The organism is Candidatus Methylomirabilota bacterium (assembly GCA_035260325.1).
GTDB lineage: Bacteria > Methylomirabilota > Methylomirabilia > Rokubacteriales > CSP1-6 > AR19.
Genome location: DATFVL010000179.1, coordinates 1 through 10,244, shown reverse-complemented (window position 1 = coordinate 10,244; position 10,244 = coordinate 1). Strand labels below are relative to the sequence as shown.

Here is a 10,244-nt window from a genome sequence, read left to right as displayed (position 1 = left end):
CAGCCCCGGCCCCCGCCGAGTCCGGAGCCGACTAGAAGAGGGAGAGCTGGTCCTGGGGTGCGGGCTCGTCGACGAACGGCCGGAGCCCGTCGAACTCCGTGAACGTCCGGAACCGCTCCCAGATCTCGCGCACCTTGGCCTGGTAGTACTCGACGTTCTCGTCGGGCCGCGCCGCGTCCCACTCGCTGGCGAGCCGCGCGTACTCGTTCACGGCGACGCCGGCGCTCCGGCCCGCGACGTAGTACGACACCTGGTCGCCGGGCTGGACCGCGCGCCCCGACGCCAGGGCGAGCGCGTACGCCGCCGAGGCCGGGCGCGCGCCGGCGGCGACCCTCTCCCGGTAGCCCTCGACCGACTCCTGGAGCGTCTCGGTCCGCACGAAGGCCTTGAGCGGCACGCGGTGCGCTGCGAAGTCGTCGAGCCAGCGGTCCACCGTGCGCCTGACGTCCTCGCGCCGGCCGACGAGGAGTGCCTGCACGATCTCCTCGATGAGCCGGCGCTGGAAGGGCTCGATCCCGCGCGAACGGAACGCCGAGCCCTTGAGGAGGAGCCGCCCCCGATCGTCGAGGAGCGCGTAGGTCTTCATCTTGTAGCTGAACATCGCCGCGTGGCGGCCGTCGAGCTCGAGCTGGATGCCGGGCGGTAGCGCCGCGGCGAGCCGCTCGAGGAACGGCTCGTCGTCGCCCGGCCCATGCCCCGGCGGCGGCACGAAGTAGACGCCGTCGGTGTCCGCCTCGACGGGCGTCGCGCCGAGCGCGCCGAGCCGGTCGAGGAGCGTGGCGACCACGGCGCGCCCCTCGGCGGTCACGCGGTTGGCGGCGGCGAAGTCGTTCCAGTGGCCGCCCGAGAAGCCCAGGTAGCCGTAGAACGCGTTGATGAGGATCTTGAACGACTGCTGGAGCGCGCCGAGGTGCGCGCGCTCGGCGGCGTCGCCCGTCTCGCGCATGCCGCGCTTGGCGCTCACGCGAAAGTCCCGGAGATGACGCAGCAGCTCCGGGAACACCGAGAGGGCGTCCGAGGCGGGCGCGATCCCGCCCGCGAGCATCAGCGACGGGTAGAGCGACGTGACGTCAGCGTGGAGCACGGGACGGGCCACGCCCTGCTGGAGGATCGCGGTGTGGCCGCCGCCGACGGGCGCGACCGGCCGCGGCAGCGGCACCGCGTGCCGGCGGTGGAGATACTCGCGGAGCATGAGCGCGTCGATCTTCGCCGCCGCGCCGCGGAGCGTGCACGACTGGTAGTCGAACGGGACGACCTGCGCCTGGGCGAAGTAGGGCGGCGCGAGCACCGACGCGAGGCCGAGCGTCTCGATCACGTCGTCCAGCGCATAGGCCATCAGCCGGTCGGGCGCCTCGCGGAATTCGCGCGTGACCTGCGAGGCGTCCACGTAGGTCCGTTCGGGCGCCGCGACGCCGAAGTGGCGCGCGAGGTCCTTGAGCCCGAAGCCGGGCAGGTCGCGCGTGCCCGCGTCGTGGAGCTGCGCGAGCATCCAGGTGTCCACGACGTGGCGGCCGGCGACCTCGTAGCGCCGGTAGCCGATGGTCCGCTCGGCGATCTGCAGGCGCGCGACGCGGCCGGCGAGCGCGCTGCCGTCGCGCCCCCAGGCGAGCGACAGGCCGTGGAGCCGCGCGCGCGCTTCCAGGTACTCGAGGTCGAACCGGAAGACGTTGTGCCCCTCGATAACGTCCGGGTCGCGCTCGCGGATCAGCCGCGTGCACTCGGCGAGGAGCGCCGGCTCGTCGAGCCGGTCGCCCCGCACGACGTGGCGGAAGCCCGTGGAGTCGGCGAGCGCGACGGCGACGATGCGGTCGCCCGGCCGCGCGGCGCTCGGGAACTCGTGGCCCTCGGTCGTCACCACCTCGATGTCGAGGGCGAGCCGCCGGAGGTCCTCGAACCCGAGGCCGCCGAACGAGGTGCGGCCGGTCAGGAGCAGGTACTGGTGGACCGGATCGGCGAGGAAGAGGTACGGCGCCGCCGGCGAGCCGGCGGACTGTCCACTCCGCTCGCGGCAGAGCTCGCGCGCGCCCAGGGCGTCGGACCAGGAGCCAAACCGGGCGATCCAGCGAAGCTCGCCGGGGCCGTCGAGCGTCTCGACGGAGACGAGCCCGGGGGCGTCCGCGACGAGCGTCTTGTCGGCCGCGAGGAGGAACGGCGAGAACGGTGCCTGCTCCGTCGCGACCGCGTCGCCCTCCCGCCGCCACAGCGTGAGCGCGCGACCGCCGCGCGCGAGACCGAACGCGAGGAGACCGGGAGCCGGGTCGCGTCCGAAGAGGAGCGGGGCCCGCGGGAGAGTGAGCCCGCGGCTAGGCGAGGGCTTCCTCCACGGCCGCGCGGTAGGTGGCGAGGTCGGCCAGCCCCACGAGCGCGCGGCCGGTCTCGACGACGACGACCGTCGGGATCGCGGTGACGCCGTGCTCGGCGGCGGCCGCCTCGAGGTCGGAGAGGACGGCCTCGCGCCCGATGCCGGCCGCGAAGTCCGCCGTGAAGCGCCCCATGTCGGCGCCGGCGGCGGCGGCGACGTCACGGACCACAGCGGGGTCGCCGATGTTGCGGCTCTCGGTGAAGTAGGCCTCGTAGAGCCCGAGGTGCACGCGCTCGAACAGCGCCTCATCCTGCTTCTTGACGCACTTCGCCGCCTCGAGCGCGGGGAGGCTCCCGCCCGGGAGCTCGCCGTGCGGCCACGGGGTGAAGCGGATCCCGTCGCCCGCCGACATCGCTCCGCAGCGCCGCCAGCCCTCCTCGCGATACGTGCCCGTGAACAGGACGCCGCGCGCGGGCGCCGGGCGCAGCGCGAACGCGCGCGACTCGACGCGAAGCGCGTCGCCGAGCTCGTCCGAGAGCCGCCGGAGGCGGACCGCCGCCGGGTAGCACCAGGGTCAGAGATAGTCGGAGTAGACGATCAGCCGGACCGGACCTGTCACGGCGCCAGCATACCCGGCGATCGGTGTATCCTCAACCCATGCATCGGCGCGCCCACGTGGCCCTGCTCGTCGCCGCGCTCTGCGCCGGTTGCGTTTCCGCCCCGCTCCGCTTCCCGAACGCGACCCCCGGCGCGCCGCTCGACGTCCCCGCGTGGGAGTACCGCCCGGAGGGCTCCGGGCCGTTCCCGGCCGTCGTGCTCTTCCACGGCTGCCACGGCGTCTCGCCGTCGAACCACGAGTGGGCGCGCTGGTTCCGCGACCGCGGCTACGTCGCGCTCGTCGTGGACAGCTGGGGGGCGCGCGCGATCGGCAAGGGCTGCGATGCCGGCACGCCGGACGTCGGGCCCACGGAGCGCTTCGACGACGCCGCCGGCGCGCTGCGGTTCCTCCACGCGCGGGCGTACGTGGACACGGCGCGCGTCGGGGCCATCGGGTGGTCGAACGGCGGCGTCTTCGCGATCGCGGTGATCAACGGCCCGAGCCTCGAGCGCGCGCGCCGGCGCGGCGTGACGCTGCCGGCGCCCGGATTCGCGGCAGCGGTCGGCGTCTACCCCGGCGGCTGCTACTCGCTCGTGAGCGAGGCCGTGACGCGCCCGCTCCTGGTCCTGCTCGGCGACGCCGACGACTGGACGATCCCCGGGCCCTGCGTCGAGATGGTGGACCGGATGCGCCGGCGCGGCGCCGAGGCGACGGTCGTCCTCTATCCCGGCGTCTATCACTACTTCGACGTGATCGGCCAGAAGGTCACGTACCTGCCCGAGGTGGGCAACCGCAACAAGCCCGGGGAGTGCTGCGGCGCCACGGTCGGCTTCGACGCGAGCGCCTTCGCCGACGCCCGGCGCCGCGTCGCGGCGTTCTTCGGGCGCCACCTCCGGGGCATGTAGCGGCCGCCATGGACGTCTCCGTCGAGCTCGTCAAGCACCTGTTCAGATCGGTCGTCCACCTCCGCGTCACCGTGCCGCGCGAGCACCCGTCCACGCGGATCCTCGGCGACGAGCGTCTCGGCAGCGGGGTGATCGTGGACTCGTCCGGGCTGATCCTGAGCGTCAACTACGTCGTGATGGGGGCTCAGAGCATCGAGGTCTGCTTCGCGAAGGGCCGGCGCGCGAAGGCCGAGATCGTCGCGCAGGACTTCGAGATCGGCCTGGCGCTGATTCGCGTGAAGCGCCAGGGGCTGCCGGCGGCGACCCTCGGCAGCGTCGACGGGCTCGAGCGGGGCGCGGAGGTCGTCGCCCTGGGCGCGCTCGGCGCGCAGGAGCGCCGGGCCGCGGGCGGCATCGTGACCTACCTCGGCGAGTTCGAGGCGTACTGGGAGTACCTGCTCGAGCGCGGCATCGTGTCGAACGCGGCCAACCCGGGCTTCGGCGGCGGGGGCCTCTTCACGCTGGCGGGCGCGATGGTGGGCGTCCTCCACCTGAACCTCAACGAGATCTCGCGGAGCTCGCTGTCGATCCCGGTGGACTTCTACCGCAAGCACGAGGGCGAGCTCCTCCGGTACGGCCGCGTCGTGAGCCGGCCGCGCCGCGCGTGGCTCGGCGTCTTCGCCCACGCACTCGAGGAGGGCGTGGTGGTCGCGGGCGTCGTCCCCGACGGGCCGGGCGACCGCGGCGGGCTCCAGGAGGGCGACCTCATCGTCTCGATCAACGCGGAGCAGGTGGCCAGCCGGCGCGACCTCTATCTCTCCCTCTGGCGCCACGAGCCGGGCGAGGCGCTGACGCTCGAGGTGATGCGCGACAACAAGGTGCGCCGCTTCGAGATGAAAGGCGGCGACCGGGCCTACTTCTTCCGGCAAGCGTGAGCCCCGGCGGCGGCGCGATCTCGCGCTTCCGGGAGGCCGACGGGTTCTTCCTGAGCGCCGGCCTCGCGTTCTTCTTCCTCGTCACGCTGATCCCCATCCTGCTGCTCGGCGTGGCGGTGGTCGGCTTCGTCCTCTCCACGGAGCAGGCGGCGCGCGAGGTCGTGCGCCAGCTCACCCAGCACTTCCCGGTCTACCAGCGGCAGATCGAGCGCGTCCTGCTGCGGATCGTCCAGTCGCGCGCGGTGTCCGGCCTCGTCGGCACGGGCGTGCTGGTCCTCTTCGCGACGCCGCTCTTCGGCGCCTCGCGCCTCGTCCTGCACCGGCTCCTCGGGGTGCGGGAGGGCGGGGGCTTCCTCCGCAACCTCGTGACCGACGCGGGAATGGTCCTCGTGCTCAGCGTCCTGCTTTTCCTCGCGAGCGCGGTCACGTGGCTCTACCACTGGTTCCAGGCCCTGGCGCTCGGCGCGCTGCCCGTGCCGCCGCGGTGGTTCGAGCTCGCGTCGTTCTGGCTGAGCCTCGGCCTCTCGACGCTCATGTTCTACTTCGCGTATCGCTTCGTCCCGCGCCGTCGTGTGCGGCCGGGCGCCGCGCTGGCCGGGGCGGTCCTCGCGAGCATCCTCTGGGAGGTCGCGAAGCAGCTCTTCCGCGTCTACATCCGGGAGGTCGGCGTCTACGACCAGATCTACGGCCCGCTCGGGATCCTCGTCGCGTTCGTGATGTTCGTCTACTACTCGGCCGTGGTCTTCGTCTTCTCCGCCGCCTTCGTCGCCGCGCTCGACGCCCGCCACCGCTGACGCCCGCCGCACAGGCGTGGTGGGGGTGCCCGGGTCGGGGGTGCCCTCTGAGACCCGTAGCTTCTACGCGCACGGACGCCGCCCAGGGGGGAGTTCACCTCGCGTCACGAGAGCTGGCGTGGTCGACGAGGGCACCCCCGGCCCGGGCACCCCAGCCCCGACGCGAGCGCGGGTGTGTTATCGTGTGCCCTCGCTTTCAACTAGGCGACGGAGGTGTCGGCCGATGATGCTCAAGGGCAAAGTCGCGGTCGTGACGGGCGCGGCGCGCGGGATCGGGCGCGAGATCGCCATGCTCCTCGCGCGCCAGGGGGCGCAGGTGGTGGTGAACGACTACGGCGGCTCCGAGGCGGGCACCGGCGAGTCGCGCGCCCCGGCCGACGAGGTGGTGGACGAGATCAAAAAGGCGGGCGGCCAGGCCGCCGCCAACTACGACTCGGTCGCCTCGATGGCGGGTGGGCAGGCGATCATCAAGACGGCGCTCGACGCCTTCGGCCGCATCGACATCGTCGTCAACAACGCCGGCATCCTCCGCGACCGGATGATCTTCAACATGACCGAGGAGGAGTGGGACGGCGTCATCAACACGCACCTGAAGGGCGCCTTCGCCGTGACGCGCGCGGCGGCGCCGATCATGCGCGAGCAGAAGTGGGGTCGCTTCATCAACATGACCTCCACCTCGGGGCTCGTCGGCAACATCGGCCAGGCGAACTACGCCGCGGCCAAGCTCGGCATCGTCGGGCTCACCAAGGTGACGGCCCTCGACATGGCGCGCTACAACGTGACGGCCAACTGCATCTCGCCCTTCGCCTGGACGCGGATGATCGGCACGATCCCGACGGAGACCGAGGCCCAGAAGGCGCGCGTGGAGAAGATCAAGAAGCTGTCGCCGGCCCACATCGCCCCCGTCGCCGCGTTCCTCGCGACCGAGCAGGCCAAGGACATCACCGGCCAGATCTTCGGCGTGCGGGGCAAGGAGATCATGCTCTTCGGCCACCACCGGCCCCTCACGCGCATCCACAACGACGAGGGCTGGACGGTCGAGAAGCTCGCCGAGATCTTCCCGGGCACGCTCCAGCACCACCTCGTGCCGAACGTGACGTCGGGTCAGTACTTCAACTACGACCCGCTCGTATGACTCGGAGGGGGCCTCGGCGGCCCCCTCCGACGCCTCTCCCAGAACGGGGTTGCGCGGGCGAAGCCCGCGGTCGATTGCAAGAGGCGAAGCTGGTGATCCGACGACTCTTCCTGGGGCTCGCGCTGGCTCTTCCGCTGCTCGCGGCGGGCGCCGCCTCGGCGGCCGGCCTGCTGGTGACCGTCGGCGAGGTGACGCCGACGACCGCGGTCGTGTGGGCGCGGCCATCGGGCGACGCGGACGTTTCGGTGGAGGCTCGGTCGGCCACGGGCGGCGCCGCGGTCAAGGGGGCGGCCAGGGCGTCGGCGCGGCGCGGCGACCAGACCGTCAAGATCACGCTCTCCGGCCTCGCGCCGGCGACGCGCTACGCGTACGAGCTCAAGAGCGCGGGCGAGACGCTCCGGGGCGAGTTCGTGACGGCACCCGCCCACGACCAGGCGGCGCCCGTACGCTTCCTCTGGAGCGGCGACCTCGGCGGCGGGGGCTTTTGCCGGAAGATCGAGGGCGGCTACCCGATCTTCCGGGCGATGGCCCGGCAGCGACCCGACTTCTTCCTCTTCGTCGGCGACACGATCTACGGCGACGTCCGGTGCAACAGGCCCGGCGTCGTCCCGGGCGCGGACTTCGTCGCACGATCGCTCGGCGAGTACCGGCGCCGGCACCTCTATCAGCGCGAAGAGCCCGCGGTCCAGGACTTCTTCAAGCTGACCTCCGTCTACGCGATATGGGACGACCACGAGGTGCGCAACAACTTCTCGGGGCCGAGCGAGCCGCTGATGCCGAACGGACGCCGCGCGTTCCTCGACTACTGGCCGATCGTCCCGCCCGAGGAGGAGCCGACGCGGCTATACCGGAAATTTCGCTGGGGCCGGCTGCTCGAGGTCTTCGTCCTCGACACCCGCCAGTACCGGAGCCCCAACACGCAGCGCGACGGCCCCGGCAAGACGATGCTCGGCGCCGCCCAGCGCCGCTGGCTCGTGGACAACGTCACCGCGTCCACCGCCGTCTGGAAGGTGGTCGTCTCGAGCGTCCCGCTCTCGATCCCGACCGGGAAACCGGAGGAGCGGGACTCGTGGTCCAACGCGAGCGTCTGGGGCATCCCCCAGGAGGGCGGCACCGGCTTCGCCGTCGAGCGTGACACGGTCCTCCGCCGGCTCCGCGAGCGCGACGTGAAGAACCTCGTGTTCCTCGTCGCCGACGTGCACCACGCCGAGCTGATCCGCCACCACCCGACGCCGGAGTGGTCCTTCCACGAGTTCGTCGCCGGCCCGCTCTCGGCGACGATGGGTCGCCCGCGGCCGCTCGACCAGGCGCTCAACCCACGCTCGCTCTTCGCGAGGGGCGGCGTCTACAACTTCGGCGAGGTCACGATCGAGCCCCGGAGCCTCGTCGTGCGGTTGATCGCCGAGGACGGCTCGGTGCTCTTCACCCACACGATCGGCGCCGAGTAGGGCGCCGGCCGCAGGAGCTTCGCGTATGAGATGGCTTTCGATCATCCTCAACCTGGCCCTCGCGATCGCCATGTGGACGGTCGTCCTGAGGACAGTGCGCCAGCGGCGCGCGCGCGTGGCCGCGAACCCCTCTCCCCGAGCGGTGCGGAGCTACCGTCTGCACACCGCTGGACTGATGTCCGCGACCGTCGGAGTCACATGGTTCTCCGCCTGGCTCCTCACTGACGCCCTCGGGCCTCACTGGCTGCACACCCTGTCGCTACCGGCGGCCCTCGTCTTCATCGCTGTCGGCGCCGTCGTTTCCGGATACGCTGGGTGGGTCGGGGGTCCTTGATCTTACGGAGTCGGTCCTCTGCGACGGACGGGAGACGATATGAATCTCATTATTGCGATCTACGTCCTGGCCATCGGGAACCTTCTTCTCGGAATCATTGGGTTCTGGTTTATCCACGATCATCGCGCCATCATTTACGCTTCCATTTTTAACCTGCTGGGGATCTTAGCCGGACTCGTTGCCAGTTGCCTTCGGTCACAGCACAAGCGTATTGAGAAATTGGAATCGCAAGGTCCAAGGACAAAATGACTACTCGATTGACTTCACTCGGCGTTGAGTGTTAAGTGGTGGAAATGTCTTGCTGTCGGTGCAGCAAAACTCGGGGCTCAAATCCCCTACCGATGGAGACGGCTCAATGGAGAAGCTGAACGGTCTGCGCTGTCGCGAGTGCGGCCGCCGCTACCCCGCGACCCCCGTCCACGTCTGCGAGTTCTGCTTCGGTCCCCTCGAGGTCGACTACCGTTACGAGACGCTGAAGGGCGTCGTCACGCGCGAGTCGATCGCGGCCGGGCCGCCCTCGATGTGGCGGTACAAGGACCTCCTGCCGGTGGACGGCGACGTCGCGGTTGGCCACCACGTGGGCTTCACGCCGCTGATCCGCGCGCGGAACCTGGCCGACGAGCTCGGCTGCCGCGAAGTGTGGATCAAGAACGACTCGGTCTGCCACCCGACGTGGTCCTTCAAGGACCGCGTGGTCTCGGTCGCGGTGACGAAGGCGCGCGAGTTCGGCTTCGACACCGTGGCGTGCGCCTCGACGGGCAACCTCGCGAACTCGGTCGCGGCGCATGCCGCCGAGGGCAGGCTCAAGTCCTACATCTTCATCCCGGCCGACCTCGAGCAGGGGAAGATCCTCGCGACGCTCGTCTACAGTCCGACGCTCGTCGCGGTCCACGGCACGTACGACGAGGTCAACCGCCTGTGCTCCGAGATCGCGGACAAGTACCACTGGGCGTTCGTGAACGTGAACTTCCGCCCATACTACTCCGAGGGCTCGAAGACCTACGGCTTCGAGATCGTCGAACAGCTGGGCTGGCGGACCCCGGGCCACATCGTCGTCCCGTGCGCCGGCGGCTCGCTGATCACGAAGATCTGGAAGGCGATCAAGGAGCTCAAGACCCTCGGCCTCGTGGACGGCCCGGTCGAGACGAAGATGCACGCGGCCCAGGCGTTGGGCTGCGGGCCGATCGTCACGATGATCAAGAACGACACCGACGTCCTTGTGCCCGTCCGGCCGAGCACGATCGCCAAGTCGCTCGCGATCGGCAACCCCGCGGACGGGTACTACGCGTACAAGACGACGAAGGAGTCTGGCGGCTACGGCGAGCACACGACCGACGAGGAGATCATCGAAGGGATGCTCCTGCTCGCGCGGACGGAGGGCATCTTCACCGAGACGGCGGGCGGTGTGACGGTCGCCGCGACGAAGAAGCTCATCGAGGCGGGCGTGATCCCGCGCGACGAGTCCATCGTCGTCTGCATCACCGGCAACGGGCTCAAGACGCCGGACGCGCTCTACGGGCGGCTCGAGGCCCACGTGAAGATCAAGCCCTCGCTCTCGGCCTTCGACAAGGCTCTCGCCGACCTCAAGTCCCAGACGGCCTAGGAGGAACGCAATGCCGGTGCTCGTCAGGATCCCCACGCCGCTCCGCTCGCTCACGAAGGGCAACGCCGAGATCCAGGCCAAGGGCGACACCATCGACAGCCTCGTCTCCGATCTGGAGCGCCAGTATCCGGGCCTGAAGGAGCGCCTGCTCGACGAGTCGGGCGAGCTGCGGCGCTTCATCAACATCTACGTCAACCAGGAGGACATCCGG

Annotated in this window: 8 protein-coding genes and 1 pseudogene; 7 read left to right on the top strand and 2 right to left on the bottom strand. The window is 70.8% G+C overall.

Annotated features, from left to right (window positions below; all coding sequences use genetic code 11):
• Positions 1-31: 31 nt before the first annotated feature.
• Together VKG64_11895 and VKG64_11890 are read right to left on the bottom strand one after the other, a co-directional pair.
• On the bottom strand, positions 32-1,855 hold the full coding sequence (locus VKG64_11895; GenBank protein HKB25742.1) for a DNA polymerase domain-containing protein: 1,824 nt from the start codon (positions 1,853-1,855) through the stop codon (positions 32-34).
• A gap of 448 nt (positions 1,856-2,303) precedes the next feature.
• Positions 2,304-2,864, bottom strand: a pseudogene (locus VKG64_11890) (DsbA family protein).
• Positions 2,865-2,959: 95 nt separating this feature from the next.
• On the opposite strand from VKG64_11890, the gene VKG64_11885 reads away from it, so the two are divergent.
• The 7 genes from VKG64_11885 to VKG64_11855 form a co-directional block, all read left to right on the top strand.
• Positions 2,960-3,805: a dienelactone hydrolase family protein gene (locus tag VKG64_11885; protein HKB25741.1), complete on the top strand. Its 846-nt coding sequence runs from the start codon at positions 2,960-2,962 to the stop codon at positions 3,803-3,805.
• A gap of 8 nt (positions 3,806-3,813) precedes the next feature.
• Positions 3,814-4,719 carry a trypsin-like peptidase domain-containing protein gene (locus VKG64_11880; protein HKB25740.1) on the top strand — a complete coding sequence of 302 codons (906 nt, stop codon included), beginning with the start codon at positions 3,814-3,816 and terminating at the stop codon, positions 4,717-4,719.
• Positions 4,716-5,513: a YihY/virulence factor BrkB family protein gene (locus VKG64_11875; protein ID HKB25739.1), complete on the top strand. Its 798-nt coding sequence runs from the start codon at positions 4,716-4,718 to the stop codon at positions 5,511-5,513. Before VKG64_11880 ends, VKG64_11875 begins: the two co-directional genes overlap by 4 nt.
• 223 nt (positions 5,514-5,736) lie before the next feature.
• Positions 5,737-6,648 (top strand): SDR family NAD(P)-dependent oxidoreductase, encoded by a 912-nt coding sequence (locus VKG64_11870; protein HKB25738.1) that lies wholly within the window; start codon positions 5,737-5,739, stop codon positions 6,646-6,648.
• Positions 6,649-6,740: 92 nt separating this feature from the next.
• On the top strand, positions 6,741-8,096 hold the full coding sequence (locus tag VKG64_11865; GenBank protein ID HKB25737.1) for an alkaline phosphatase D family protein: 1,356 nt from the start codon (positions 6,741-6,743) through the stop codon (positions 8,094-8,096).
• Positions 8,097-8,785: 689 nt separating this feature from the next.
• Positions 8,786-10,033: a threonine synthase gene (thrC, locus tag VKG64_11860; protein HKB25736.1), complete on the top strand. Its 1,248-nt coding sequence runs from the start codon at positions 8,786-8,788 to the stop codon at positions 10,031-10,033.
• A gap of 10 nt (positions 10,034-10,043) precedes the next feature.
• Positions 10,044-10,244: MoaD/ThiS family protein (locus VKG64_11855; GenBank protein HKB25735.1), on the top strand; the 201-nt coding region annotated here is incomplete at its 3' end.

Excerpts from the sequence above, each read along its gene's own strand:
- VKG64_11885 (HKB25741.1), top strand. The coding sequence starts at position 2,960 with ATGCATCGGCGCGCCCACGTGGCCCTGCTCGTCGCCGCGCTCTGCGCC.
- VKG64_11880 (HKB25740.1), top strand. The coding sequence starts at position 3,814 with ATGGACGTCTCCGTCGAGCTCGTCAAGCACCTGTTCAGATCGGTCGTC.
- VKG64_11870 (HKB25738.1), top strand. The coding sequence starts at position 5,737 with ATGATGCTCAAGGGCAAAGTCGCGGTCGTGACGGGCGCGGCGCGCGGG.
- thrC (HKB25736.1), top strand. The coding sequence starts at position 8,786 with ATGGAGAAGCTGAACGGTCTGCGCTGTCGCGAGTGCGGCCGCCGCTAC.